Source organism: Slackia exigua ATCC 700122, from assembly GCF_000162875.1.
Classification (GTDB): domain Bacteria; phylum Actinomycetota; class Coriobacteriia; order Coriobacteriales; family Eggerthellaceae; genus Slackia; species Slackia exigua.
The window spans coordinates 919,647-943,944 of the sequence record NZ_GG700630.1 but is presented as its reverse complement, the minus strand read 5'-3'; the positions used below and the strand labels follow the sequence as shown (position 1 = coordinate 943,944).

Here is a 24,298-nt window from a genome sequence, read left to right as displayed (position 1 = left end):
CGGGGACGGCGCGCCTCCTCGCACGGTTTCTTCATGTTTGCCTTACGAGACGTCCTCGACCTTGGCTCCGGGTTCGTCTGCAGGGGGATATTTGAGCAGCTCGTCGATCGTGATGAAGCGATATCCCTGTTCCTTGAGGTAGGGCAGCGCCGTCTTGAGCGCCTCGATGGTCTGAGAGCGGTCGCCGCCCCCGTCGTGCATGAGGATGACGTCGCCGGGTCTCGCCGATTCGATCTGGGAGACGATGTGGTCGACGCCGGGGCGCGACCAGTCCATCGTGTCGATGTTCCATCCGATCTGCGCGGTGATGAGGTCGTCGACGTTGACCCAGACGGAGTCGGTGGGGAAATTGCCGCCTGGCGCGCGCAGCACGGGCGAGACCTCGTGGCCGAGCGCGCCCGCGATGCCGGAAAGCCCCTTGGTGATCTCGTCGCGCTGTTCGTCGGCGGTCATATACGAGAGGTTCACGCCCTGCCCGCTTCCCGCCGCATGGTCCCAGGTGTGGGTGGCGACCTGATGGCCGTCCTTCTCTTCGCGCACGACGTCGTCGGCCGCCGTTCCGGTGATCTGCGCCCCGATGGTGAAGAACGTGGCCTTCGCGCCGTTGTCGGCGAGCACGTCGAGCAGCTCCTCGGTCTGTTTGGCCACCGGGCCGTCGTCGAAGGTCAGCGCGATCACCTTGTCGTTGCCGACTTCGGGATAGTAGCGCAGGTACGTGGTGTCGACCGGGTCCTGCTTGACCTCTTCGACCACCTGCTTGCCCGAAACCGAGCCGGTCTTGATGGATGCGACGCCGTCATGCCCGTCCTGCTTGACGCACAGCGGTCCCGACCCCTTGGCGACCCGCTTGCTCGGGAGCGCCGCGTTCTCGTCGATCGTGGAATCCTCTTCGACGTTCGTGCCGTCGGATACCTGGACGACGGCGCCGTTCTTAAGCGTGCGATCCGGATCGTCGACGGCCGCGCCGTCGACCGTGGCGGTGTAGCGCGTACCGCCTCCTTCCGTCAGCACATCCCCCTCGACATCCACGAGGTCGCCGGGCTTGACCTTGACGCCGCTCAGATCGAAGGCTGCATCGATGGTTCTGTCATCTTTGAGCTGGACCTTCGCATCGTTGATCGTGACCGTGATCGGACGGTGCGCCGACCAGGCCGAAAATCCCGCGACGATGGCGATGAGCACGAGGGCGAGGGGAAGCGCCCTCGTGAAGAGCTTGCGGATGCGGAATTCCCGGCGCAGGGCGCTCTCATGGGTGGAATGCGGCGTGCTGACCGACGCGCGGACGTATCCTTCGCGTCCGCTGCGCGCCGTCGCCCGCGACGGCGTCCTCGCATGGTCGTGGGCGGGCGTGGGCCGGCGGGAGGCACGGGAGGCACGGGAGGAGCGCGCCGGGCCGTCGGCGCGGACGCGCGTGCGGTCCTCGCCCAGGCGAGGCGCGTGCGACCCTGCGGACGTCGGCTTCGATGCATGCGCATGGGCGCGGCGGGAATCGTGTACGGACGGACGCTCTTGCATGGTGTGCTCCTCGGTGCCCGCGAGCGGGTGCATGACGCACGGCTCGGGCGGGCCGCGATCGTATCGTCAGGGTTGCGCGCCATTATATCTTCGCGGCGAAGATGTCTGGTGATATTGAAAGATTCCCTACGTTACGTTTACGCATGCGGAGCATCGCGGGCGCGCGTGGTATGTTGTGACGCGTGCGTGCGCCCGGACGGATCTTTCCGAAATCGCGGCTGCACGCGCGCGGCATGCACTCCTCGCAGCCCCCCATGGGGTTGCTCTGACGCGAACGGTACCTATATGGGATTGAAGAAGAGCGGCAAGCACGGGTCCTCGGGCAACGCAGGGGGCTTCGTTCCCGCATCGACGGTGAGGCCGGCGTCCTATTCCTCGAAGTTCGATTCCCGCCAGGCGTCTTCCGGGGCGTATGTAAGCGATGTGAGCTCCGTCATGCCCGATAGGAAGCGCGGGCGCATCGCGCGCATCGTCGGCATCGTCATCGCCGCCCTGGTCTTCGTCGGCGCCATCGCGGCCGTCGCGCTGTACCTCTACACCGATTCGATCAATCAGAAGCTTCGCGCGGGCGTCGACGACGATCTGATGGATTCGCTGAGCGAACAGGGTTCGACCGACCCCGGAGAACCGTTCTACATGTTGGTCATGGGCGTCGACCGTTCCGAATACCGCGAAAGCACCGGCGACGACAAGTTCCGCAGCGACTCGATGATCCTCGTGCGCGTCGATCCGCGCCAGAAGACGGCGACGCTCGTCTCCATCGAGCGCGACACCTACGTCAACATCGACGGCGTCGGGGCCGACAAGATCAACGCAGCCGCTGCATACGGCGGTGCCGATCTGGTCGTATCGACGGTCTCCGAATTCGCGGGCGTGCCCATATCCCACTATATGGAAGTCGACTTCGACGGCTTCGAGGCGGCGGTCGACGCGCTCGGCGGCATCGACGTCGACGTTCCCATCGATATCGACGACGATCGCGCCGGCGGCTCGCTTTCCGCAGGCGAGCAGACCCTCGACGGCGAGCAGGCGCTCATCCTGTGCCGCTCGCGCCACGCCTACGATTCCTACGGGACGGGAGATTTCTATCGCATGGCGAACCAGCGCCTGGTCATGGGCGCCATTGCCGAAAAGGTGCTGAGCTCCGACGTGGCCACCATGGCCGAGACCATCAACGCGATGTCCGGCTACATCACCACCGACATGTCGGTGGAGGACCTCATCAAGGTGGCCGAATCGATGCGCGGCATGGATATGGACAACGGCATCTATTCCGCCATGAACCCGACCTACGGCGCGCAGATCGATGGCATCTGGTACCAGTATTGCGACCTTGCGGCATGGCGCAAGCTCATGACCCGCGTCGACGCGGGGCTTCCTCCCTACGAAGACAAGGCGCAGAACTCCAATGACGGCGGCATCGTCGGTTCGGCGAGAAGCTATTTGGGGGCGACCGCCGACCAGACGGCCCGATCGGAGGCATCCGGCGAAGGCGACGAAACCGAAGAGGACGCGGGCGGATCCCGCACGGGCGCATCCGGAAACGCCCGGGGTTCCGCGGCGGGTGGGCGATAGGCGCGCGTACTCGCGCATTCCCACCCATTTCAGAAGGCGGTTCGAGGCGTTCCGCACCGCGTCGGCGCATATCCTCGGGGTAACGCGGCGATGTTCATTTGGCTGATAGGGAAGCTCCGTACGGCGTCTTGTTGTATGATGCGAGCCGCATATAGAAGATCGAGCGGCCGTCGCGCGCCGTGAGCGCGCCGGGCCGGGCATCGTCGTCCATATGCAGGGGCGGCCCATTCACAAGGAGAATGCCGAATGGCACGAAACCGACGAGAACCCACGTCGCAGCCTGATTCTCGCGGGCTCGACGTCCATATCAGCGGTGCCCGCAGCGCACAGGACTATTCTCGCGCCAACTCCCAATACTACCGGGAAAGCTCCCAGTCCTATCGCGGCGGGGCGCAGGATCGCGTCGACGAACCGAATCCTGTGGATCAATTCTCTCGGCGTTCCACGCAGGCCGAATACAGCAAGAAGCGCAAGCGCGGATCACGCATGCGCAAGGTGCTCATCGGCGTCGCGTCGACGTTCGCCCTCGCGCTCGTCGCCGTAGGGGTCGCGGCGGCCGCATATCTCTGGCAGGTGAATTCGAACCTGCATTCCAGCGCCGATCCGAACGCCTCGAGCGCCTTGACCGAGAAGGCTTCGGCGCAGGATCCCTTCTACATGCTGCTCATCGGCATCGATCGTTCCGAGTACCGCGAGGAAACCAACGAATACGACGGGGCGTATCGCAGCGACACGCTGATCCTCACGCGCGTCGACCCTAAGAACAAGAAGGTCACGCTCGTATCCATCTACCGAGACACCTATGTCAACATCGAAGGCCACGGTCCCGGCAAGATAAACGCCGCCTATGCGTTCGGCGGCGCCCAGCTGGCCATATCCACGGTTTCCAAGTTCGCGGGCGTGCCGATCTCCCATTACGCGATCGTCGACTTCGACGGTTTGGAAGCCGTCGTGGACAGCGTCGGCGGCATCGACGTCAACGTCCCGCGGGACATCGACGACGATCGTGCCGGCGGCTCGCTTTCCGCAGGCCAGCAGACCCTCGATGGTGAACAGGCGCTCATCCTGTGCCGTTCGCGCCATTCCTACGACGACGTGGGCGACGGCGACGCGTATCGTGCCGCGAACCAGCGCATGGTCATCGGAGCCATCGCGGACAAGGTTCTGCAATCCGATCCTTCGACGATCCTCTCGACCATATCGACGCTTAGCCAGTACATCGAGACCGACATGAGCGCGACCGACATCGCGGGCCTGGCCGTCAATATGAAGGGCATCGACGTCGAAACCGACATCTATTCCGCGATGAACCCGACCACCTCCGCCTACGAAGGGGGCGTGTGGTACGAATACAGCAATCAGGACGCGTGGGCGGCCATGATGAAGCGCGTGGATCAGGGGCTCTCGCCCCTGCCTAACGAGGCCGACACGACCAACGACGGCGGCGTCACCGATGGCACGCTCAATTCGGAATACGTCATCCAGCAGCTCATGTCCGAGGCGGATTCGTCGTCGGCCTCGTCGGGCGCGTCGATTTCCGGAGCGACCGTGACCGTGCTCAACGGCAACGGAGTGGACGGCGCCGCGGCCCGCGCGTCGTCGATGCTCACGCCTTCGGGGGCGAAGGTGGTCTCCACGGGCTCCGCCTCGTCGTTCGATCACGGCACGACGCTCGTCGTCTACGGAGAGTCGGGCAACGAGCAGGTGGCGCAGGCCATCGTCAAGAGGCTGGGCGTGGGAACCGCCATGCGCGACGACGGCAGCTTCGGATCGTTCTCGTCGTCGTACCTCGTCATCGTCGGAAGCGATTTCAACGACTAGGCGTTTCCAGCCGATCCGTCGCGCGTGCACGGCATGAAAGGAATGCCTTCCGCAGGCGCTCCATACGGTGCGCCGCGGTCGCGGTCGATCGGAGGCATGCGGGATTTGCCGCGCCTTTCGGGCAGTGCGAGTATGTCGGTACGGCAACGGCCGCGTGGTCAAGCGAAGGCGCACGGCCGTGCCGCCCGCCATCCACGTATAATCGTGGTCTGACAAGAGGCATACGATATGCGAATCGAGGCCACCTTATGACGAATCAGACGTTCAATCATGAGCAGGGCACGTCGGCGCAGCCTACGACCCCTCTCGTCCCGTCGGCTGAAGGCGCGGATCCCGCGACCTCGTCGCCGACCCAGCCTTTCGATCGGTTCCAGGCGAACGGCACAGCCCAGGACGGCGCGGCGCCGTTCCAACCGCAGGCATTCCATGGCGACGGATGGCGGAACGGCCCTGCAGCACCGGGCGCGCCGTACGCGAACGGTCCTGCGAACGCGCCCTATGCGCAGCAGATGCCCCTCGACGACAACGCACCCGGCCAGCCGCTGCGCGAGCTTTCGGGGGGCCAGAAGTTCGGGTGGCTCGTGCTCGGCTTCTTCTTCGGGCCGTTCGCCGCGCTCATCGCCGTCTTGACCGGGCATGCCAACTGGAAGAAGGCGCGCAGCCAGTCGATCACGTGGTCGTTCGTCGGCTTCGGGATCGCAGTCGGCCTGTTCCTGGTCACATGCCTGTTCGCCGGGCTCATCTCCGCGATGCTCGGCCCGGTTCCGTACGATCCGGGCTACTATTACGGGCCTGGATACGGGTACGGCTACGGGTACGGCGGTCCGTACGACGGGGACATGCTCTACGATGACGATATGCTGTATGACGGGGAATGGTATTAGCGCAGGACGTGTATTCCCGATGCGCGGTGACCGAATCTGCAGGCGAGGTGCGAAGTGATGGTACACTGCACGTTCGTACGCATCGTTTGAAAGAGGGCAGTCAACATGAGCGAGATGCAGACGCGGGATTCGTCGGAATCGTCATGGTACGGAGACGACGATATCGCCGAAGTGCTCTATTCGCCTGATTTGATCCAGGCGCGCGTTCGAGAAATCGGACAGGCCATCACCAGGGATTATGCTGACAAGGCATACGAGCCGACGCACGATGGATCGCCGGCCGTGCTGGTCATCAGCGTGCTGCGCGGCGCCGCCATCTACATGTCCGATCTGGTCCGGTCGATAAACCTGCCCCTCGAGATGGACTATATGGCCGTGTCGTCGTACGGCAGCGGAGTCAAGAGCTCGGGCATCGTGCGCATCCTGAAGGATCTGTCCACGAACGTCGAGGGCCGCCACGTCATCATCGCCGAAGACATCCTCGATTCCGGCCTGACCCTCAAGTACCTCATGCGCGTCCTCGAGTCGCGCAAGCCCGCGTCCATCCAGATCGCTACGTTGCTGCGCAAGAAGACCGAGGTCCAGGCTCCGGTCGACTGCGCGTACGTAGGGTTCGAATGTCCGAACGAATTCATCGTCGGCTATGGGTTGGACTACGCGGAGAACTATCGCAACCTTCCCTATATCGGCGTGCTGAAGCCCGAGGTCTACCAAGGAAACTCATGAGCGACCAATCCAACAACGAATCGAACAGCAACGACAACCGTCGCGACGACGACCGCCGCGACGGCGGCCGTCCCGTCCCCCCGCCCTCGTTCGGCGGCGAGCGTCCCGACTACCGTCCGCCTGCGCGGTCGGACGAAGGCCGTCCTTCGCGCGACGACCGCCCTTCGTGGACGAATCCCTTCGACGAGCTCGGCGGGTCGTCGTCCGATGGCGGCCCTCAAGGGCGCCCGCCTCGCCGCACGTCCATGCTCACCGCCCTGATCCTGTTCCTGTTCGCCTTCTTCGTCGGTAGCCAGATGATGACGATGATGGGCAGCTCCGAACAGCCCGATAAGCTTGTCACCTCGGAATTCGTCCAGGCGGTCGAGCAGGGCCGCGTGGAAAACGTCGTTTACGATGCGGGGAAGTACACCGTTTCGGGCTCGTACTATCCGGCTGCGACCGCAGGATCGTCCGCGGCCGATGCCTACAACACGGCGTTCGAATCCATCAACGTCAAGCTCGGTGCGCTCCTTTCGCCGTCCGATCCGACGGCGCTCGGCGTGAAGACGAAGGCCCTTGACGAGAAGACGCTGGGCGCGAAGTCGTCCTACGTGTCCACCTATGTGGGCCAGGATTCCCTCATGCAGCTCATGAAGGAGCATCCTGAGATCGAATACCAGGTCAAACTTCCGAGCGGCATTGCCAATGCGCTTCTGAGCCTGGTGCCGATGCTCGTGCTCGCGGCGCTCATGATCTTCTTCTTCGTCCAGTTCTCCAAGGCGAACAACTCCCAGATGTCGTTCGGTCGCGCCAAGGCGAAAAAGACCGTGGAAGAACGCCCCGACGTGCGTTTCTCCGACGTCGCCGGCGAGGACGAGGCGGTCGAGGAGCTTCAGGAGATCAAAGACTTCCTGATGGATCCGGGCAAGTACCAGAAGCTCGGCGCGAAGATCCCGCGCGGCTGCCTGCTCGTCGGACCTCCGGGCACGGGCAAGACGCTGCTTGCGCGCGCGGTCGCCGGCGAAGCCAAGGTCCCGTTCTTCAGCATTTCCGGCTCCGAGTTCGTCGAGATGTTCGTCGGCGTGGGCGCGAGCCGCGTGCGCAGCCTTTTCGAGCAGGCGAAGGATGCGGCGCCGGCCATCATCTTCATCGACGAGATCGATGCCGTCGGCCGCCAGAGGGGCACCGGTTTGGGCGGCGGCCACGACGAACGCGAGCAGACGCTGAACCAGCTGCTCGTCGAGATGGACGGTTTCGAGAAGAACGACGCCGTCGTGCTGATCGCGGCGACGAACCGCGTCGACGTGCTCGACCCGGCGTTGCTGCGCCCCGGCCGCTTCGACCGCCAGGTCGTCGTCGATGCGCCCGATGTGCGCGGACGCGAGAAGATCCTCGAGGTGCACGCCAAGAACAAGCCGCTCGGCTCCGACGTCGACCTTGTGCGCATCGCCAAGCTGACGAGCGGCATGACCGGCGCCGATCTCATGAACCTCATGAACGAGGCCGCGCTCCTCACGGCTCGCCGCAACAAGGATTCCATCGGCATGTCCGAGGTCAATGAATCGTTGGAACGCCTGATGGCAGGACCTGAGCGCAAGAACCGCGTCCTGACCGAGGAGACGCGCCGCACCATCGCGTACCATGAATCCGGCCATGCGCTGGTCGGGCATCTGCTCGAGCATGCCGATCCGGTCCATAAGATCACGATCGTGCCGCGCGGCATGGCGCTCGGCTACACGATGTCCGTTCCTGACGAGGACAAGTTCCTCGTCAGCCGCGCTGCCATGATCGACGATCTGGCGGTGTTCCTGGGCGGTCGCGTCGCCGAAGAGCTGTTCTGCGGCGATATCACCACGGGCGCCTCGAACGACCTGGAGCGCGCGACCAAGCAGGCGCGCAAGATGATCGTGAACTACGGCATGTCCGACGAACTGGGGCACCAGACGTTCGGCGAGCCGAATCACGAGGTCTTCCTCGGACGCGACTACGGCAATTCCGCCGATTACTCCGAGAAGACGGCCCAGGCCATCGACGCCGAGGTCGCGCGCCTGATGAAGCAGGCCTACGACACGGCAAAAGAGGTGCTCTCCGCACACGCGGACCAGATGCACCTGATGGCGTCCGTTCTGCTCGAACGCGAGACGGTCGACGGGCCTGCGTGCGATGCCCTGCTGGACGGCACGTGGGACGAATACCTCGAGAAGGAGAAAGCCGGGCTCATCGCCGGCGAAGGCGTTTTCGCCGAGATCGTCGATGCGGGCTCGGCATCCGGGCAAGATTCCCCCGCCGTCGAGGCCCCCGCTTCGGCCGGTGCGGCCGAGACGGCATCCGAGCGCGCGACGGAGGATGTCCTGAAGCGCGTCGATGGGGATTCTTCCCAAGAAGGCCGCGACGCCTGAGCGGCAGACGTTTTGCGAGTACCATGGATGGGACCGCGCTTCGGCGCGGTCCCGTTCGTTTCATAAGGATCGAAGGAGCGTGCGGCCATGGAATGGCGCTGCGGATCATATGCGTTCGACCCCCGGACGCCCATCGTCATGGGCGTGCTCAACGTGACGCCCGACTCGTTTTCGGACGGCGGCGCGCATGCCGACCTCGATTCGGCCCTCGCGCACGCACGTGCCCTGATCGACGATGGCGCGCAGATCGTCGACGTCGGCGGCGAATCCACGCGTCCCGGCGCGGCGGAGGTTTCCTGCGAAGAAGAGCGTGCGCGCGTCGTGGATGTCGTTCGTCGTCTTGCCGACCAGGGAATCTGCGTCAGCATCGATACGCGCCATGCCCCGGTCGCCCAAGCCTGCGTCGATGCGGGCGCCTCGATCATCAACGACGTCTCGGGCTTTTCCGATCCCGCCATGGTGCGCGTGGCTGCCGATGCGGATTGCGGCTGCGTCGTCATGCATATGCGCGGCACTCCCGCGACCATGCAGCGGAACACCGCCTACGACGACATCGTCGCCGAGGTGAAAGACTACCTGTCCCGCCAGGCCGCGCTGCTGGAATCCCATGGCATCGATCGTGCACGCATCTGCATCGATCCAGGTCCTGGATTCGGGAAGTCGCCCGAGGAGACGCTCGTCATGATGCGCAATCTCCAGGAATTCGCGCGGCTCGGCTATCCGGTCATGTGCGCTCCCTCGCGCAAGAGCTACGTAGGCCGCGCCTACGGCATCGACGAGCCGTCCGAGCGCGACGAGGCTTCCGCCGCCGAGGCGCTGCTCGGCTGCGAGCTGGGCGCCACGGTGCTGCGCATGCATAACGTCGCGACCACGATGGAGGCGCTCAAGGGCCTGCGTCCGTACGTGTTCCTCGGGCTCGGCGCCAATGTGCCCCTGGTCGCGCATCCCGGCGAAGAGACCGAGGGCAAGATCGCGAACCTCAATCAGGCCATAAGCGCGCTCTGCACGCTTCCCGACACCCAGATCGTCGACATCTCCCGCTTCTATGAAAGCGAGCCCGCGTATCTCGAGGATCAGGATCCGTTCGTGAACGCCGTGGTGCTTGCGCGAACCGGCATCGCGCCGAAGGAGCTCCTCGGCTACCTGCATGCGATCGAGCGCAGCCTCGGACGTGTGCGCGAGATCGAAAACGGGCCGCGCACCTGCGATATCGACATCCTCGACTATCAGATGCATGTGATCGGCTCCGATGCGCTGACGCTCCCGCATCCGCGGATCCTCGAACGGGATTTCGTCGTGAAGCCTCTGATGGAGCTTGCGCCGACGCACGTTCTGGCCGATGGCACGACCATGACTTCCGATCAGGTGAAATACGGGGCGGCCCATGCGCTTTAGGGTGACATGGAAGGGCACGACCGCTTCCACGAACGATGATGTCTGGGCGCTCGCGCGCGCAGGCGAGCCGGCAGGCGCCTGCGTCGCTTCGTTCGCGCAGGAATCGGGGCGGGGCACGTGGAAGCGCGTGTGGGAGAGTCCGCGCGGCGGGCTGTACTTCTCCTTCCTGCTGCGGCCGCGCACGCCCCAAGCCATCTGGCCCGAGTCGAGCATCCTGCTCGCTCAGACCTGCGCCCAGGTCATACGTGACTTCTGCGGCGTGGCTGACGGCATCGTGCGCGTGAAGCCGAAAAACGACGTCGTCTGCGATGCGGGCAAGCTCGCCGGCATATCGCTCGAGGCGCGCGACGGCTGTCTGAACGTCGGCTGCGGCACGAATGTGTTCAAGCCCGAAGGCGGCATCCGGACCGATGGGCGCAACGTGCCCGCGTATCTGGAAGACCTCTGCGTCCAAGGGGCGCGCGGGACGCTGGGGCCGTTTTCGGAAGAGACGATCGAAGGCTTGCTGGATGCCTATCTCTCGGCGATCGGGCGGCTCATTGACGTGCGGTCCGACGTGTTTTAGAACGGTGTGGCGATAGCCCTCGCATGCGAGGGCTAAGGTTGATGGCGGGCCTCCGCTGCACGGGGGTCGAAGGAGCGGCGAACCATATGGCGCAACGGCATGACGAACACGGGGAAGCGGCCCGGATCTCCCGTCTCGGCACGGGCGATATCCGAGCGCTCGTGGTGGAATTCGCCGTCCCCGCTGTCGCAGGCATGATCGTCAACGGCGCCTACAACCTGATCGATTCGGTGTTCCTGGGCAATTTCGCCGAGGATCTGGCTCTTTCGGCGATCACCGTCGCATCGCCCGTCATGCTGATTACGATGGCGCTGTCGATCTTCGTTGGCGCCGGCGGCAACGCCCTGTGCGCGCTGCGTCTCGGTGAAGGACGGCACGAGGAGGCCGAGCGCGTCTTCGGCAACACCTTCGTTCTCGGGCTTGTCGTGGCCGTCGCGCTCGGCGCGCTTTCGCTCTGCCCGCCGGTGATCGAATTCCTGCTCGACCTGTCCTCCGCGACCGACGAGACGCGACCCTATGCACGCGCGTTCATTCAGATCCTTTGCGTAGGGAGCGTATTCCAGCTGGTCGGGGCCGGTCTTAATAATTTCATCCGCACGACGGGCGCGCCGAACCGCGCGCTGTGGACCATGGTGATCGGCGCGGTCGGTTGCACGGCGTTCAACGCGCTGTTCGTGGCCGGCTTCGGCTGGGGCGTCCACGGCAGCGCGCTCGCGACGGTCGCCGGCACCGCGCTTTCCGCCGCAAGCGTGCTGTGGTACTTCCTGAAGACCCCGGACGTGCCCATCCGTTTGCGCGTGCGTCATTTCCCGTTGAAGGCGAAGATCGTCGGCGCCATCCTGTCTCTCGGCGCCGCATCGTTCGCGGTCCAGGCCGGAGCGGCGCTCGTGAGCTTCGTCACGAACTATGTCCTGGTGACGTACGGATCGGCCGATCCGATCGGCGCCGACGGGGCGCTTGCGACGATCGGCGTCGTCAGCCGCGTGGGGATGTTCGTCATTCTTCCGCTCGTCGGCATGGCGATCGCCGTGCAGCCGATCCTCGGATACAACTACGGCGCCAAGCTCTGGAGCCGCGTGCGCGAGACCTTCCGCACGGGCGTCGTCGGCGCGACCGCCACCGCCACGGTCATGTGGGCGTTGCTCATGGTCTTCGCACGCGAGATCGTCGTCTTCTTCGGCATCGACAGCCCCGAGCTCGTGGATTTCACGGTGCGCGCCCTGCGCATCAATCTGGTGCTGCTCCCGTTCATAGGATTCCAGATCATGGGATCGAACTATTTCCAGGCGACGGGCCAGCCGGCGAAGAGCATCGTCCTGTCCCTCTCGCGCCAGATCCTCTTCCTCGTTCCGGCGCAGGTGGGGCTGCCTCTCGTCATGCCGCTCGTCTTCGACGGCATGACGCCGCTCCGTTCGATCTTCTTCTCGTGGCCTCTGTCCGACTTCCTTGCCGTCTTCACGGTCGGCATCTTCGTCATCGTCGAGATGCGCCGTTTGAATCGTCGTATCTCCGCTCAGGAACAGGAGGCATGAGGCGTATGCCCGAAGGAGCCGGCCTTTCTTGGTCGAACGTCTGCAAGGTCTACGAAGGCGCCCAGGGCGCGACGCAGGCCCTCGACGGCTTCACGCTCGATGTGGGTCCCGGCGAATCGGTCGCCGTGCTCGGGCCGTCCGGATGCGGGAAGTCGACGGCGCTGCGCATCGCGAGCGGGCTTGCGGCGCCCACGTCCGGCTCCGTCGCGGTGAACGGGCGGCCGATCGCATCGCCGCGCCGTGCGACGGCGCTCATCCTGCAGGATTTCGGCCTGCTGCCGTGGAAGACGGTCGCGCAGAACGCGGGCCTGGGACTGCAGATCCGCCATGCGTCCGCGTCCGTGCGTCGGGAGCGCGTCGCGCAGGCGCTTGCGACGGTCGGGCTTGCCGACTTCGCCGATGCGTACCCGTCCGAGCTGTCGGGCGGCATGCGCCAGCGCCTTGCCATGGCGCGGGCGTTGACCTGCGATACCGACGTCCTTCTCATGGACGAGCCTCTGTCGGCGCTCGATGCCTTCCTGCGCGAGGAGATGCAGTCCATGCTGAAAGGCACGTGGGAAAAGGAAGGGTATTCCCAGGTCATCGTCACGCATTCGGTCGAAGAGGCGGTCTTCCTCGGGCAGCGCGTCGTCGTCGTCTCGCCGCGTCCCGGACGCATCGTCTATGCGCTCGAAAACTCCGAGATGACGGATGCGGCCTGGCGCGATTCCGATCTCTTCTTCGAGCGGTGCCGCACGCTGCGCGCCGTGCTGCATGGGAGGGGGAACCATGCATAGAGAAGCCGTGCGCAAGATCGCAGGATACGCGCTTGCGATCGCGTTCATATTCGCCGGATGGCATATCACGGCGATGCTCGTGGGAAGTCCCGCCCTGCCCGAGCCGCTTCCGGCCGTGCGGCAGCTCATCGCCTACGGGGATGAGATCCTGCCCGCGTTCGGCACGAGCCTCTATCGCGTCGTCATCGCCATGTTCGCAGGCACGGTGCTCGCCATACCCCTCGGCCTTGTCTGCGGGCGCTCTCCGCGCCTCGACGCCGTCTTCGCGCCGGTGCTCTATTTCCTCTACCCGCTTCCGAAGGTGGTCCTGCTTCCGGTGCTCATCGTGCTCATGGGCCTTGCCGACGCGCCCAAGATCGCGCTCATCGCGCTCACGATCTTCTTCCAGGTGCTGGTCACCGTGCGCGATGCAGCGAAGGCGGTTCCCGAGGACAGCATAGAATCGGTGCGTTCGCTCGGCGCCGGGCGTCTTGACGTCTATCGCCACGTGGTCGTGCCGGCCACGCTGCCCGAGCTCTTCACCGCATTGCGCATCTCATCGGGCACGGCGGTCGCCATCCTGTTCTTCGCCGAAAGCCTCGCCGGCTCGACGGGCCTCGGGTACTTCATCGTGAATTCCTGGGCGTTGCTCGATTACCCGCGCATGTTCGCGGGCATCATCGCGATGGCCGTGCTGGGCGTGATCCTCTACGAGCTGTTCGACGTGGCCGAGCGCCGTTTGACGCGTTGGAGGAGGCCGGCGTAGCCGACGCGTATCGCACGCGAATTCCTGCAGGCCATGGCTGGCTTCCGTAAGCCGTCGTTCGGGATGCCGATTCGGTGCCCCGTCCCATGGTCTTGCGCCCGTCTTCCGTCGGGCGCGGTCGATATCCTCCCTGCCGCATGCATGCGATAGGGCAGGCGTTTCGGATCCTCGTCAGTGCACGCTAGGCAGGGAGACGCTGAAGCAGGCGCCGCCCCGAGGGACGTTGTAGGCTTCGATGGTGCCGTCGTGCGCATCGACGATGCTCTTGGCGATGGCGAGTCCCAGCCCGGACCCGCCGGTCGTGCGCGCGCGGGAGTTATCGCCGCGATAAAAGCGCGTGAACAGGAGTTTCGGGTCGATATCGCCGAATCCGGGCCCGTCGTCCACGACGCTTACGATCGAGCGGTCGGCGAATCCTTCGAGCCTGATGACGACGTGCCCTTCCTGGCCGATGAAGCGGCAGGCGTTCGCCGCCAGGTTGTAGACGACCTGGTAGAGACGGTCGGGATTGCCGAGCACGTCGGGGGCTTCGCCGATCACTTCGATCGTGCCGCCCCGCTCGTCGATCAGGGGTTCGAGCGCGTCGGCGACCTCGTTCGCCACGCGATGCAGATCGATGCGCTCGAGCGTGGCGCTGTCGGTGCCGTCTTCGATGTGCTGCAATGTGAGCAGGTCGTTCGCAAGGCGCGTGAGGCGCTCGGATTCGCTCATGATGGTCTGGCAGAATCGGGCGCGCATCTCGGGCGGCATATCGGGGTCGAGCATGGTTTCGGCGCTTCCATGGATGGCCGTGAGCGGCGTGCGCAGCTCGTGGGCGACGTCGCTGATGAATTTCGTCTGGCGTTTCTGCTGGATGTACAGATCGCCGAACTGGGATTTCGATTTCTTGAACAGCGTCGCGAAATCATGGGCGAGCAGGTCGGCCTCATAGAGGCGCCCGTCGGGGGCAACCTCGGCGTCCGGTTCTCCGCGCAGGAGCGCCTGCGCTTTGCCATGCAGGTCTTTCAGGGGTTCGGCGATGTAGTAGCCGATCACGAGGCTGACCGAGAACGTGATGAGCGTGCCGGAGGTCGCCATCCAGAACACGGGCACGGGCCCGAACGCGTTGACCAGCACGAGCATGCCTGTGAGCAGGGCGCCCGTCGTCGCGAAGATGACCGTCAGGATAGCGAAGTATGTCTGAAGGCGCTTGGGCACGCGCGTTTACGCCTTGAAACGGTACCCGTAGCCGCGGACCGTCTCGATGACGTTCTGGTCTATGCCGGCGGCGGACAGCTTGTCGCGCAGACGCTTGATATGCGTGTCGACGGTCTTGGTCTCGGTGATGTATTCCCAGTCCCAGGCTTCTCTCAGGAGCTCTTCGCGCGTGGCCACCTTGCCGGCCACCTTCATAAGGGCGGCGAGCAGCTCGAATTCGCGCGGCGTGAGGTCGATCGGGCCGTTGGGGCCGTCGGCGGAATGGCGGCCTTCGTTCAAGGTCACGCCGCCCGCGGAGATGGACTGGTCGGTCGGGGAATCCTCCAGGCGGCCGCGACGCAGCAGCGCGCGGACGCGCGCGATGAGCTCGCGTACGCCGAAGGGCTTCGCCAGGTAGTCGTCGCCGCCGATTTCCAATCCGACCACCTTGTCGAGCTCGGTGTCGCGGGCGGACAGGAAGAGGACGGGCGATGCGGTGCGCGCGCGCAGGCGGCGGCAGAGCTCGTAGCCGTCCATGCCCGGAAGCATGATGTCGAGGATGAACAGGTCGTAGTCTTTGCGCATGGCCGCGGCCAGGCCCTCTTCGCCGTTCGCGGCGGTATCGACGGAGAAGCCCTCTTTCTTCAGGCTGTACGAAACGAAGTCGGTGATGGACTGCTCGTCGTCGACGATCAGGATGGATTCGGGAGCATCGCTCATGGTGGCCTCGGAATTCCTCGGGGACGATTCGCGCCGGCGCCGCCGCGCAGCATGCGGACGTGCGCCTGACGTGGCTTTCGTTCGTATTCTAGCACGTGCGCATCCGACCTCTGGATGGCTCCGTTCCGCTGATTCCTTCCCGTCAACAATCGATTCGCGCCGCATGGGGATGAGTGCTCCGCCGCATCGGACGCGCTCCGTATAATTCTGCTTCATACCCCGCATGAACCATGCGCGCCTCTTCGGACGTGCGCGACGAAGGAAGGGAAGGCCCATGCTGTCCGATATCGAAATCGCCCAGTCCGTGACGCCTCGGCGCATCACCGAGATAGCCCGTGCGGCGGGCATTCCCGAGGAATACCTGGAGCAGTACGGCGGCAGCAAGGCCAAGGTCGACTACAACCTCCTGCGCGACAAGCCGCGCGAAGCCGGCAAGCTCGTGCTCGTGACGGCCATCAATCCGACGCCTGCCGGCGAAGGCAAGACCACGACGACGGTCGGCCTCGCGGATGCCATGCGCCGCATCGGCAAGAATGCGCTCGTCGCATTGCGCGAGCCTTCGCTCGGTCCTGTCTTCGGCATCAAGGGCGGCGCTGCGGGCGGCGGGTATGCCCAGGTCATTCCTATGGAAGACATCAATCTGCATTTCACGGGCGACTTCCACGCCATAGGAGCCGCCAACAACCTTCTCGCCGCGATGATCGACAACCACATCAAGCAAGGCAACGCGCTCGGCTTCGATGTGCGCAAGATCGCCTGGAAGCGCGTCGTGGACATGAACGACCGCCAGCTGCGCAGCATCGTGGACGGCTTAGGCGGCCCGGCGCACGGCGTCCCGCGCGAAGACGGCTTCGACATCACGGTCGCATCCGAGGTCATGGCCGTGTTCTGCCTGGCGACCGATGTGTCGGACCTCAAGTCGCGCCTGGCGCGCATCGTCGTGGGATACACCGCCGCCGACACCCCGATCACGGCGGGCGAGCTGCATGCGGAAGGCGCCATGTGCGCGTTGCTCAAGGATGCGCTCAAGCCCAATCTGGTGCAGACGCTCGAAGGCACGCCGGCGTTCGTGCATGGCGGCCCCTTCGCCAATATCGCGCATGGCTGCAACTCGCTCATATCCACGCGCATGGCCCTCGCGCTGGGCGACTACTGCGTCACCGAAGCCGGCTTCGGCGCCGATCTGGGAGCCGAGAAGTTCCTTGACATCAAATGCCGCCTGGCGGGCCTTGCGCCCGACGCGGTCGTCGTCGTGGCCACGGTGCGCGCGCTCAAGAACCATGGAGGCGTGGCGAAGGCCGATCTGGGCGAAGAGAACCTCGACGCCCTCAAGGCGGGCCTGCCGAACCTGCTGCAGCATGTCGAGAACATCACGCAGGTCTACCATCTGCCCTGCGTCGTGGCCATCAACCGCTTCCCGACCGACACGGAGGCGGAGCTCGCCCTCGTGGAGGAAACCTGCAAGGAGCTCGGCGTGAACGTCGCTCTGTCCGAGGTCTGGGCGCGCGGCGGCGCGGGCGGGACCGCGCTGGCCGAAGAGGTCGTGCGCCTGTGCGAGCAGCCGAACGATTTCGATTTCTGCTATGAAGGCGGCGCTCCGGTCGAAGAGGCACTCGGCTCCATCGCCGCGCGCGTCTACCGCGCCGACGGGGTCGAATTCACGCCGGCCGCCGCGAAGCAGCTTGCGCGCCTCAAGGCGCAGGGATTCGACGGGATGCCGGTCTGCATGGCCAAGACCCAGTACAGCTTCTCCGACGACCCGAAGCGCCTCGGCGCTCCGCGCGGCTTCACGATCACCGTCCGCAACCTGCGCGTGGCGGCGGGCGCGGGCTTCGTGGTCGCCTTGACGGGCGATATCATGACGATGCCCGGTTTGCCGAAGCATCCTGCGGCCGAGCGCATCGACGTCGACGAAACGGGAAGGATCACGGGACTGTTCTAATGCCTGCCATCGACGAAACATTCCTCAACGAACTTGCATCCGACGCCCCCGCGCCAGGCGGGGGCGGGGCCTCGGCGTACGTCGGGGCCCTTTCGGCCGCCCTTGCGAGCATGGTGATCGCGATCGCCGGACGCAAGCGCGCCTACGAGAGCATCGCCGGCAAGCTGCAGGAGCAGACCGATATGCTCGCATCCTGCCGCGAGGCGCTGGTCGGGCTCGTCGAAGAGGACGCCGTTGCATTCGGTGCCCTCGCGGCCACCTGGAAGATGCCCAAATCGACGCCGGAAGAACGCGTGCGGAAGAGCGAAGCCCAGCAGGAAGCGCTCGTCGGCGCCTGCGAGGTGCCCATGCAGATCATGCGCATCTGCGCGAAGGTGATCGAGATCGATCACGACCTGATCGGGCTTGTGGACAGGATGATCCTGTCCGACGTGGGTGCCTCGGTCATCATCGCCCTCGGCGCCATGAAGGCGGCCGCGCTCAACGTGCGCGTCAACGCGGCGTACATGAAGGACGCCGATGCAGCGCAGGCCTATCTCGGCGAAGTCGACGACATGATCCGTACGTTCGAGTATTCCGCCCAGGTCGTGTACGACTTCGTGAAAGACAACGTGTAGGAAGCGTCTTCCGGCGCCGCGCCCGTTCCCGCACAAGGGGGTTTCGCGCGCCACTGGAAGAGGGTTTCGATCAGATAAGGAGTTCCATGGGACGCCTTCTTGTGGGGAAAGACGTATCGGCCCGCATCGCCGCGCGTGCGCGCGAAGGCGTGGCCGAGCTTGCGGTGCGCGGCGTCGTGCCGACGCTCGCGATTCTGCGCATCGGGGAACGCCCCGATGATCTGGCCTACGAACGCACGGCGGTCAAGCGCGCGGAAGCTCTCGGCGTCAGCGTGCGCCAGGTCGTCCTTCCGGCCGACGTCGGAACCGATGAGGTGCTGAAGGCCGTGCATGCGGTCAACGGCGATCCGACGATCCACGGATGCCTGATGTTTCGTCCCATGCCTGCCGGCGTGGATGAGAGGGCGGTCTGCGCTGCGCTCGCTCCCGAAAAGGATGTCGACGCGGCGGGAGAAGCCTCGCTTTCCGGGGTGTTCACGGAATCGGGCGTCGGATTCGCGCCGTGCACCGCGCAGGCCTGCATCGAGATGCTCGATCATTACGAGGTGCCGCTCGACGGTGCGGATGCGGTCGTCGTGGGACGAAGCCTGGTGATCGGGCGGCCCGTGGCGGCATTGATCCTTTCCCGCAATGCGACCGTGACCGTCTGCCATTCGCATACACGCGACTTACCTGCGAAGATGCGCGCGGCCGATGTGGTCGTCTGTGCTACGGGACGTGCGAAGGCGTATGGAGCCGCATGCTTCGCACCCGGCCAGGTCGTGATCGACGTCGGCATGAACGTCGACGAGGCGGGGGCGCTCTGCGGCGATGTCGACTTCGCGGCCGTCGAGCCCATCGTCGATGCTATCACGCCTGTTCCGCGCGGCGTGGGAGGCGTCACGACGCAGGTTCTGCTCGATCACGTGGTCCAGGCTGCGCTCAAGGCGACGGCGTAGCCGGGAGCGCTTTCTGTCTCGAATAAGATGACGAACGGCGGGCGCGTCCGACGGGGCGCACCCGCCATCTCGTATTCCCGGACTATGCGGACAGGTCGTTCAGATCCATTCCCATCAGGCGGTCGATGGTCAGGATGTAGACGCGCATCGCGCGCTTGAGCGTTTCTTCCGCAACGCCTTCGTCGGCGCCGTGCATCTGGCCGACCCAATCGGGGTAGTCGTCGTGCGGATCCAGCACGCCGAAGCTCGCGGCGCAGGGGAAGGCGCGTGCATAGGTTCCGCCGCCGATCGTGAAGGGTTCGCCTTCCAGTCCCGTGGCGTCGCGGTACGCCTGCGCGAGCGTGCGCACGACCGGGCTTTCGGGATCGAGGACGAAAGGATCGCGCCCGCTGACGAAGCGCGCATCGGCGCCTGCGGCCGCTGCGACGGACCGAAGCGATTCCATGATCGCATCGGCCGTGGTGGCGGTGGGGAAGCGGATGTCGAGCGTCGCCACGACGCGCGCTCCTTCCGTGCGGACGGTTCCGATGACGCCGGTCAACGGATCGAAGTGCGCATCGGAGCAATCGATGCCCGCGGCGGCGCCGTCGGTGGATGCCGCGAGCGCCGATACGAGCCGAAGGAAATCGGCCTCGGCGCCGTCGACGAGCCTATGTTCAAGCGCGTAGTCGCAGGCGAGCCCGATGGCGTTGACGGTGCCTTCAGGCATGGATGCGTGCCCGCCCCTTCCGTGCGCGACGATGCGCGCGCAGGGGATGCCGTCCACGTTTTCCTCGGTCACGGTCACGCGGTCGGTATCGGGCAGGCCGCTTCCCTCGTGCCTCACCACGAGCGCGGCCATGCTGGGCACGGCATTCAGAGACGATTCGCCGGTCGTGAAATCGACGATCGCGCCGTCCTCGAAGGCCGGCGAGACGATTTCGGCGTTGACGCAGCCCTTTTCCCCATAGCAGACGGGGAACATGTCGTCAGGCGTGAACGTGAATGCGGGAGCTCCGTATTTCTCCAGATAGAAGGCGACGTCCTGCATCGTGCCGACCTCTTCGTTCGCACCCATGATCATATGCATCGTATAGGGCAGGCGAATGCCGCGGTCGGCGAAGAACTTCATGCAGTACAGGGATATCGCGAGCGGGCCCTTGTCGTCGACGACGCCGCGCCCGATGAGAAAGCCGTCGCGCCGCACGAGCGTCCAGGGGTCGACCGTCCAGCCGATGCCTGGCTGCACGACGTCGGCATGGCAGATCATCGCGAGTGTCTCGGGGCGCTCTCCCGGCAGCACGGCGACGCCGACGTTGCCGTCGTTATCGGTTGCCTCGAAGCCCAGGCGGCGGGCCAAATCGACAGCGGCATTCAGACCGTCGTGGGCCTTTTTTCCGCTCGGATGCTCGGGCGTCGCGGCATCGAAGTCGACGACGCTCGGCACGGCGATGAGCCGCCCGATCTCTTCGACGATCTCTTCCCAATGGGCATCGATGAATGCGTCGGCTTCTTGCAGGATCGAAACGTCGGGGACGTATGCGGCCATGGCGTCGGCCTCCTTGGCTCGTAGGCAGGAACGGGTGCGGAACGCCGCCTACGATAGCAGACGGGCATGCCCCTTCGCCATCTTGGAAGGACTCGGGCGTTCAGGTATAATTCGCCACTGCGCCCGAGTGGCGGAATGGCAGACGCGGCGGTCTCAAAAACCGCTATCTTCACAGATGTACGAGTTCGAATCTCGTCTCGGGCACCATCCGTCTCAAACGGCATCGTGCCGTTCGCGGCCCCTCGTCGAGGGGTCGTTTCTGTTCAAGGGAGCGTTCGCCTCGCGCGCTTCCGGAAAGGACCTCCATGTCTCGAAGCCGTTCCGTCGCATTCTGCGGACTTTCCATCGCGCTGCTCGCGGTAGGCGCATGGGTCACGGTGCCGCTCGGCCCCGTGCCGTTCACGCTCCAGACCATGATGATGGTCTTCGTGCTGCTCCTGCTGCCGTCGCGTGAAGCGCTCATCAGCATATTCGCATATGTCGCCATCGGTGCGCTCGGCATTCCCGTGTTCTCGGGCATGCGCGGCGGCATGGGGGTCATGCTGGGCACGTCGGGCGGATTCATCTACGGGTTCGCCTTGGGCGCCCTGCTCGCCGTCGCTGTCCTCCGATTCTGGCCCGAGCCTTCTTCCAAAGCGGCGTCATACGCGCGGGAAGGCGTGGCGGCCGTCGCGTTCCTCGCCGTTTCATACCTGTGCGGATGGGTGCAGCTCATGGCCGTTGCAGACCTGGGTCCCGCCGCGGCGTTCCTTGCCGGCATCGCGCCGTTCATCCTGCTCGACGCCATCAAGCTTGCGATCGGCGTCGCGCTTGCCCATTCGGTGCGCCAGGCGGTTCCGGAGCTGCGCAAAGCAAGGGCTTGAGCTGCGAATCCCTCGTAACGCATGCGTGCCATGCGTTACGAGGCGGATATCCTCTTTGTGAGTGACTTGACGAACGCCCGGGCGTGCCCGGGCGTTTTCGCTGCTACTATGGCAGCGTTCATATGAGGGAAGGCGAAACATCATGGGATACGTCCTCGCATTCGATACGGCGAACGAGGCCGTCGTCGTCGGCATAGGATCCGTCGATGCGGATGGAGCAGAAGCGGGTCGCATCGTGTTGAAGGAGGCCCCTGCGCGCCTCGTTGCCGGAGAGGCGCGCGCCGCCCATCGCGCGAGCAACACCGTGCTCATCCCTATGATCGATGAGCTGATGGCCGGGGAGAACATCGAGAAGGACGACATCGCCGCCGTCGTGTGCGGCCGCGGTCCGGGCAGCTTCACGGGCGTGCGCATCTGCATGGCCGCCGCCAAGGGAATCGCGTCGGGTCTCGAGGTCCCGCTGTTCGGCGTTTCGACGCTTGATGCCGTGGCTTGGGGCGTGTGGGAATCGGGGTACCGGGGAGCGATGATCGTCGCTGCCGATGCGATGCGCAAGGAGGTCTATCCGGCGCTCTTCATGATCGATGGCGCAGGCGCGCACCGCCTGACGTCCGACGCCGTCGTGTCCGCGCGCGCGGTGCAGGACTGGATCGACGAGGCTCTCGCCGTCGCGCTTCCCGATGCGACGCCTGCTCGCTCCGACGTGCTCGTCTGCGGCGATGCGCTCGCGAAGTATCGGGGTTCCTTCGCCGAAGCGGGTTTTCCCGTCGCCGACGATGCCCTCTGGGCTCCGAGCCCCGAAGGCCTTCTGCGCGCCCGCCGCATCGGAGGCGACGCGGCGACGCTGCTTCCGGTATACACGCGGCTGTCCGATGCGGAGGAAAACGAGCGGGTAAGGCTTTCCGCGCCGGAGGTGCGCAACCTCGCGTCGGGCGTGCAAGCCGAGGGCGCGCTCACGTTCCGTCCCCTCGATGCGGCGCATGCGCCCGATGTCGCGTCGCTCGAATCCCGCGCGATGGGCACGGACGCCTGGAGCGAGGCGTCCGTGCTCGATGAGCTTCCGCGCAAGGATCGTACCTGGTGGGCCGCGTTCGTAGGGGAGCGGCTCGTCGGATATTGCGGCGGTCTTGTCGTAGACGGCCAGGTCCAGGTGCTGAAGATCGCCGTCGAAGACGATATGCGCCGTCGGGGAATCGCGCGGCACCTGATCGGCCTCGTGGCTTCCGATGCGCGCGACCTCGGCGCGATCGAGATGACGCTTGAGGTGCGTGCATCGAACGAAGGCGCGCAGCGCTTCTATGGGGCGCTCGGGATCGAGCGCATCGGGGTCCGTCCCTGCTATTATTCCGATCGCGAGGATGCCGTCATCATGACGGGGCCGCTTCCGATGGTCGCGCGCGATGTCGCCGGCATGTCGCTTAAGATCGACGAGATCTCTCCTGCGGGGCATGCGGGCGCTTCGAACGGCGACGTCTCGGAAACCGATTCGGCCGCAGATGCCGCAGTGCCTGCGACCGTACCCGTTTCTACTCCTCTCATCTGCGCATTCGAAAGCTCATGCGACGAAACGGCCTCATCGATCATCGCAGGAGACGGCACGATCCTTTCGGATGTCGTGGCGTCCCAGGTCGATTTCCACGCACGGTTCGGCGGGGTGGTTCCCGAAATCGCGAGTCGCAAGCATATCGAAGCCATCTGCGGTGTCGCGGACGAATGCCTCGAGCGTGCGGCAGTCGCGCTCGGGCGTCCGTCTTTGCGCTGGCGTGATCTGGACGCGATCGCCGTCACCTATGCGCCGGGGCTTGTCGGGGCGCTCGTCGTGGGCGTCTCCTTCGCCAAGGGCCTTGCCTGGGGATCAGAGGTTCCTCTCGTCGCGGTCAACCATCTCGAAGGCCATCTGTACGCCAACAAGATCGCCGATCCCGCGATCGCTCCTCCGATGGTCGTTTCGCTCGTGAGCGGCGGACACACGATGCTCGTGCACGTGAAGGACTGGGCGAACTACGAAACGCTCGGCTCGACGATCGACGATGCGGCGGGGGAAGCGTTCGACAAGGTTTCCAAGGCGCTCGGCCTCGGGTATCCGGGCGGCCCTATTATCAGCAGATACGCAGCGAAAGGCAATCCACGCGCCATCGATTTCCCCCGCGCGCTCATGCATTCGGGCGATCTGCGCTTCAGCCTGTCCGGCCTGAAGACCGCGGTCATCACCTATATCCACAAGCAGCAGGAGGCGGGCATGCCGCTGAACATCCCGGACATCGCGGCCAGCTTCCAGCAGGCGGTTGTGGACGTCCAGGTGGCGAAAGCCCGTACAGCGCTTATCGAGACCGGTTCGCGCACGTTCTGTCTGGGCGGCGGCGTCGCCGCCAATCCCGCCTTGCGTGCGGCCTACGAGAAGATGTGCGCGAAGAACGGGTTCCGTCTGGTCATGCCTCCGCTGTCGGCCTGCGGCGACAACGCCGCCATGATCGCGGAGGTCGCGCTCGACCGCTTCGCGCAGGGCAAGCTCGCCGATTTCACGCTCGACGTGAAGGCCCATGCTCCGCTCGATGAGGCGTATTAGGCGCGTCCGCCATGTCAATCTGATGCCACGGCC

Annotated in this window: 19 protein-coding genes and 1 tRNA gene; 16 read left to right on the top strand and 4 right to left on the bottom strand. The window is 65.2% G+C overall.

Annotated features, from left to right (window positions below):
• Nucleotides 1-42: 42 nt before the first annotated feature.
• A complete protein-coding gene (locus HMPREF0762_RS04135) occupies nucleotides 43-1,515 on the bottom strand; it encodes a polysaccharide deacetylase family protein (protein ID WP_156784556.1) in 1,473 nt (490 codons plus the stop codon).
• Nucleotides 1,516-1,800: 285 nt separating this feature from the next.
• On the opposite strand from HMPREF0762_RS04135, the gene HMPREF0762_RS04130 reads away from it, so the two are divergent.
• From HMPREF0762_RS04130 to HMPREF0762_RS04085, 10 genes are all read left to right on the top strand, one after another.
• Complete coding sequence (locus tag HMPREF0762_RS04130; RefSeq protein ID WP_006362203.1) at nucleotides 1,801-3,090, top strand: LCP family protein; 1,290 nt, start codon at nucleotides 1,801-1,803, stop codon at nucleotides 3,088-3,090.
• Nucleotides 3,091-3,336: 246 nt separating this feature from the next.
• A complete protein-coding gene (locus tag HMPREF0762_RS04125) occupies nucleotides 3,337-4,911 on the top strand; it encodes an LCP family protein (RefSeq protein ID WP_009077211.1) in 1,575 nt (524 codons plus the stop codon).
• Between the two features lie 248 nt (nucleotides 4,912-5,159).
• The gene (locus HMPREF0762_RS04120; protein WP_006362199.1) at nucleotides 5,160-5,795 is read left to right on the top strand and encodes a hypothetical protein; all 636 of its coding nucleotides are present in this window, start codon (nucleotides 5,160-5,162) and stop codon (nucleotides 5,793-5,795) included.
• 105 nt (nucleotides 5,796-5,900) lie between these two features.
• Nucleotides 5,901-6,521, top strand: a complete 621-nt coding sequence (gene hpt, locus HMPREF0762_RS04115) for a hypoxanthine phosphoribosyltransferase (RefSeq protein ID WP_006362198.1) — start codon at nucleotides 5,901-5,903, stop codon at nucleotides 6,519-6,521.
• Nucleotides 6,518-8,902, top strand: coding sequence for an ATP-dependent zinc metalloprotease FtsH (gene ftsH, locus HMPREF0762_RS04110; protein WP_040619007.1), 2,385 nt, complete (start codon nucleotides 6,518-6,520; stop codon nucleotides 8,900-8,902). The genes hpt and ftsH overlap by 4 nt, the downstream gene beginning before the upstream one ends.
• An 87-nt stretch (nucleotides 8,903-8,989) precedes the next feature.
• Complete coding sequence (gene folP, locus HMPREF0762_RS04105) at nucleotides 8,990-10,297, top strand: dihydropteroate synthase (RefSeq protein ID WP_006362196.1); 1,308 nt, start codon at nucleotides 8,990-8,992, stop codon at nucleotides 10,295-10,297.
• Nucleotides 10,287-10,862 (top strand): lipoate--protein ligase family protein, encoded by a 576-nt coding sequence (locus HMPREF0762_RS04100; protein ID WP_006362195.1) that lies wholly within the window; start codon nucleotides 10,287-10,289, stop codon nucleotides 10,860-10,862. Before folP ends, HMPREF0762_RS04100 begins: the two co-directional genes overlap by 11 nt.
• 86 nt (nucleotides 10,863-10,948) lie before the next feature.
• Entirely contained in the window at nucleotides 10,949-12,394 is a 1,446-nt protein-coding gene (locus HMPREF0762_RS04095) for an MATE family efflux transporter (protein ID WP_040619005.1), read from the top strand.
• Nucleotides 12,391-13,170 carry an ABC transporter ATP-binding protein gene (locus HMPREF0762_RS04090; RefSeq protein WP_006362193.1) on the top strand — a complete coding sequence of 260 codons (780 nt, stop codon included), beginning with the start codon at nucleotides 12,391-12,393 and terminating at the stop codon, nucleotides 13,168-13,170. Before HMPREF0762_RS04095 ends, HMPREF0762_RS04090 begins: the two co-directional genes overlap by 4 nt.
• Nucleotides 13,163-13,915, top strand: coding sequence for an ABC transporter permease (locus HMPREF0762_RS04085; RefSeq protein ID WP_006362192.1), 753 nt, complete (start codon nucleotides 13,163-13,165; stop codon nucleotides 13,913-13,915). Before HMPREF0762_RS04090 ends, HMPREF0762_RS04085 begins: the two co-directional genes overlap by 8 nt.
• A 171-nt stretch (nucleotides 13,916-14,086) precedes the next feature.
• On the opposite strand, the gene HMPREF0762_RS04080 is transcribed toward HMPREF0762_RS04085, so the two are convergent.
• Both HMPREF0762_RS04080 and HMPREF0762_RS04075 read right to left on the bottom strand, forming a co-directional pair.
• Nucleotides 14,087-15,112, bottom strand: coding sequence for a sensor histidine kinase (locus HMPREF0762_RS04080; RefSeq protein ID WP_006362191.1), 1,026 nt, complete (start codon nucleotides 15,110-15,112; stop codon nucleotides 14,087-14,089).
• 6 nt (nucleotides 15,113-15,118) lie between these two features.
• Complete coding sequence (locus HMPREF0762_RS04075; RefSeq protein WP_006362190.1) at nucleotides 15,119-15,811, bottom strand: response regulator transcription factor; 693 nt, start codon at nucleotides 15,809-15,811, stop codon at nucleotides 15,119-15,121.
• A gap of 274 nt (nucleotides 15,812-16,085) precedes the next feature.
• Here HMPREF0762_RS04075 and HMPREF0762_RS04070 point away from each other — a divergent pair, with 274 nt between their 5' ends.
• From HMPREF0762_RS04070 to HMPREF0762_RS04060, 3 genes are all read left to right on the top strand, one after another.
• Nucleotides 16,086-17,753, top strand: coding sequence for a formate--tetrahydrofolate ligase (locus tag HMPREF0762_RS04070; RefSeq protein ID WP_006362188.1), 1,668 nt, complete (start codon nucleotides 16,086-16,088; stop codon nucleotides 17,751-17,753).
• Nucleotides 17,753-18,370, top strand: a complete 618-nt coding sequence (locus HMPREF0762_RS04065; protein ID WP_006362187.1) for a cyclodeaminase/cyclohydrolase family protein — start codon at nucleotides 17,753-17,755, stop codon at nucleotides 18,368-18,370. The genes HMPREF0762_RS04070 and HMPREF0762_RS04065 overlap by 1 nt, the downstream gene beginning before the upstream one ends.
• Before the next feature lie 86 nt (nucleotides 18,371-18,456).
• Nucleotides 18,457-19,308, top strand: a complete 852-nt coding sequence (locus HMPREF0762_RS04060; protein WP_006362186.1) for a bifunctional 5,10-methylenetetrahydrofolate dehydrogenase/5,10-methenyltetrahydrofolate cyclohydrolase — start codon at nucleotides 18,457-18,459, stop codon at nucleotides 19,306-19,308.
• An 82-nt stretch (nucleotides 19,309-19,390) separates the two neighbouring features.
• Here HMPREF0762_RS04060 and HMPREF0762_RS04055 read toward each other — a convergent pair whose 3' ends face one another.
• Nucleotides 19,391-20,836: a Sapep family Mn(2+)-dependent dipeptidase gene (locus tag HMPREF0762_RS04055; protein WP_006362185.1), complete on the bottom strand. Its 1,446-nt coding sequence runs from the start codon at nucleotides 20,834-20,836 to the stop codon at nucleotides 19,391-19,393.
• Between the two features lie 121 nt (nucleotides 20,837-20,957).
• Here HMPREF0762_RS04055 and HMPREF0762_RS04050 point away from each other — a divergent pair.
• The 3 genes from HMPREF0762_RS04050 to tsaD all read left to right on the top strand — a co-directional run bounded on the left by HMPREF0762_RS04050 (nucleotide 20,958) and on the right by tsaD (nucleotide 24,265).
• Nucleotides 20,958-21,043: transfer RNA gene (locus tag HMPREF0762_RS04050), tRNA-Leu, on the top strand.
• Nucleotides 21,044-21,141: 98 nt separating this feature from the next.
• Complete coding sequence (locus tag HMPREF0762_RS04045) at nucleotides 21,142-21,699, top strand: biotin transporter BioY (protein ID WP_006362183.1); 558 nt, start codon at nucleotides 21,142-21,144, stop codon at nucleotides 21,697-21,699.
• Nucleotides 21,700-21,841: 142 nt separating this feature from the next.
• Nucleotides 21,842-24,265: a tRNA (adenosine(37)-N6)-threonylcarbamoyltransferase complex transferase subunit TsaD gene (gene tsaD, locus HMPREF0762_RS04040; protein ID WP_006362182.1), complete on the top strand. Its 2,424-nt coding sequence runs from the start codon at nucleotides 21,842-21,844 to the stop codon at nucleotides 24,263-24,265.
• Nucleotides 24,266-24,298: the final 33 nt, after the last annotated feature.

Coding starts and splice junctions, on each gene's coding strand:
- HMPREF0762_RS04135 (WP_156784556.1), bottom strand. CDS start 1,515: ATGCAAGAGCGTCCGTCCGTACACGATTCCCGCCGCGCCCATGCGCAT.
- HMPREF0762_RS04130 (WP_006362203.1), top strand. CDS start 1,801: ATGGGATTGAAGAAGAGCGGCAAGCACGGGTCCTCGGGCAACGCAGGG.
- HMPREF0762_RS04125 (WP_009077211.1), top strand. CDS start 3,337: ATGGCACGAAACCGACGAGAACCCACGTCGCAGCCTGATTCTCGCGGG.
- HMPREF0762_RS04120 (WP_006362199.1), top strand. CDS start 5,160: ATGACGAATCAGACGTTCAATCATGAGCAGGGCACGTCGGCGCAGCCT.
- hpt (WP_006362198.1), top strand. CDS start 5,901: ATGAGCGAGATGCAGACGCGGGATTCGTCGGAATCGTCATGGTACGGA.
- ftsH (WP_040619007.1), top strand. CDS start 6,518: ATGAGCGACCAATCCAACAACGAATCGAACAGCAACGACAACCGTCGC.
- folP (WP_006362196.1), top strand. CDS start 8,990: ATGGAATGGCGCTGCGGATCATATGCGTTCGACCCCCGGACGCCCATC.
- HMPREF0762_RS04100 (WP_006362195.1), top strand. CDS start 10,287: ATGCGCTTTAGGGTGACATGGAAGGGCACGACCGCTTCCACGAACGAT.
- HMPREF0762_RS04095 (WP_040619005.1), top strand. CDS start 10,949: ATGGCGCAACGGCATGACGAACACGGGGAAGCGGCCCGGATCTCCCGT.
- HMPREF0762_RS04090 (WP_006362193.1), top strand. CDS start 12,391: ATGAGGCGTATGCCCGAAGGAGCCGGCCTTTCTTGGTCGAACGTCTGC.
- HMPREF0762_RS04085 (WP_006362192.1), top strand. CDS start 13,163: ATGCATAGAGAAGCCGTGCGCAAGATCGCAGGATACGCGCTTGCGATC.
- HMPREF0762_RS04075 (WP_006362190.1), bottom strand. CDS start 15,811: ATGAGCGATGCTCCCGAATCCATCCTGATCGTCGACGACGAGCAGTCC.
- HMPREF0762_RS04070 (WP_006362188.1), top strand. CDS start 16,086: ATGCTGTCCGATATCGAAATCGCCCAGTCCGTGACGCCTCGGCGCATC.
- HMPREF0762_RS04065 (WP_006362187.1), top strand. CDS start 17,753: ATGCCTGCCATCGACGAAACATTCCTCAACGAACTTGCATCCGACGCC.
- HMPREF0762_RS04060 (WP_006362186.1), top strand. CDS start 18,457: ATGGGACGCCTTCTTGTGGGGAAAGACGTATCGGCCCGCATCGCCGCG.
- HMPREF0762_RS04055 (WP_006362185.1), bottom strand. CDS start 20,836: ATGGCCGCATACGTCCCCGACGTTTCGATCCTGCAAGAAGCCGACGCA.
- HMPREF0762_RS04045 (WP_006362183.1), top strand. CDS start 21,142: ATGTCTCGAAGCCGTTCCGTCGCATTCTGCGGACTTTCCATCGCGCTG.
- tsaD (WP_006362182.1), top strand. CDS start 21,842: ATGGGATACGTCCTCGCATTCGATACGGCGAACGAGGCCGTCGTCGTC.